Annotated in this window: 1 protein-coding gene; it reads left to right on the top strand. The window is 40.5% G+C overall.

Annotated elements, in window-relative coordinates:
- The first annotated feature begins 24 nt into the window (after positions 1 to 24).
- Positions 25 to 519 carry a helix-turn-helix domain-containing protein gene (locus AAHF05_RS25120; RefSeq protein ID WP_016240432.1) on the top strand — a complete coding sequence of 165 codons (495 nt, stop codon included), beginning with the start codon at positions 25 to 27 and terminating at the stop codon, positions 517 to 519.
- Positions 520 to 1,443: the final 924 nt, after the last annotated feature.

Here is a 1,443-nt window from a genome sequence, read left to right as displayed (position 1 = left end):
ATCAAAACCAAAGGCGAAAATGTCATGTTTGTGAATCCAGAGTTACACGGAAAAAAACGGCAAGAGCAACTTGATGAGAACGTCAGAAAAGCCACTAGAGAGCATGAGGAAGCGAAAAAGAACTCCAGGTTCACCCAGGTATCACCTAAAGGCTGGGAACGTGTTAGAGAGCTCCTCACTGACAAACAAGGGGTAGCGGCGCTACGACTCTACTCATTTTTAGCAGAACATATCGATCCTTCATGTGGAGCAGTTGTTGCAGATCAGCAATTTCTTGCCGATAAAATGGGTGTGAATAGATCGACAATAATAAGGTGGCTAAATTACTTAGAGTCAAAAAACGCATTGGTTAGGATCCCCGTTGCAGGAAAGGTCTGCGCATATGCATTAGATCCTCATGAAGTGTGGAAGGGATATAACACATCAAAAGACTACTCAGCATTTGTGACAAAGACTTTAGTTAACAATGATGGCGACATTAAGAGAAGAATCATGTCGATGTTTTCTTCCAATGAATAGCCAAAGCAAGATACTTAAATATATAAGTTATTGTTTTTTAATGTAAAACAATAAAATAAAAAATCTCAGCAAATATATTTTGATAATATCGCAAAATATATTTGCTTTTTATATTAAAAATATATTATATATTTATCGTCGATTTCGGCATAATAATAAAATGGAGCCTTTATGAAAATAAAAATAAATAAGGCTGTTGTGATAATAATATGCGTATTTTTATTACATGGCGATAGCAGTAAAGAAAACAGCCGAATGGCTGTTTTTTTATAATTACAAATAAATAATCTAACAAAACATCTGCACACGATCATCTAACAATACGCTGTCGACGTAAATAAACTCGAGTAGCTCGCTGTTGACAGTATCAGCGATTGGTATCGAAACCATTAAGGTTAAGAGCCAAGAGTGCCTGCCGCAGTTCATGACCGAACGTAGTGAGCGAATGAACGAAGGAGGCGCAAGATAACCAACACCCCACATTTTCTGCTTACACACCTAAGCCAGTATACACTCCGCTAGCGCTACGTGACTGGTCCGGCGCTGCGCCCGGAACCCGCAATGGCTAAAATCAAATGCGTCTGGCAGGTGGTTGCGCTCACTGCGTGATCACAACCACCTCCGCGAAGCTTGTTAGGCATTTTTGAGCATCAAGGTCGAGCCGCTCCGCGGTCACTTACGTGAACCTTGACCCTCAAAAATGCCCGATTAAAGGCGGGAGGTACCTAACTTTTGATGTTTGCTGTTAGGTCTTTAAAGATTAGATATAGCAAAAATAATAACTTATTGTTTTTGCTGGGAAACATACCTTTGACCTGTTGCACGCAGGGTGCAACAACGTTGTTGCACCCTGCGTGCAACAATACGGAACACCTTGACGCGTAAATGCAACAAGATGTAGCATTTTTGGAACAGCAATGTACC

The sequence above is a fragment of the Enterobacter adelaidei genome, from assembly GCF_041937165.1.
Classification (GTDB): domain Bacteria; phylum Pseudomonadota; class Gammaproteobacteria; order Enterobacterales; family Enterobacteriaceae; genus Enterobacter; species Enterobacter adelaidei.
This window is presented reverse-complemented; position numbering and strand designations above follow the sequence as displayed.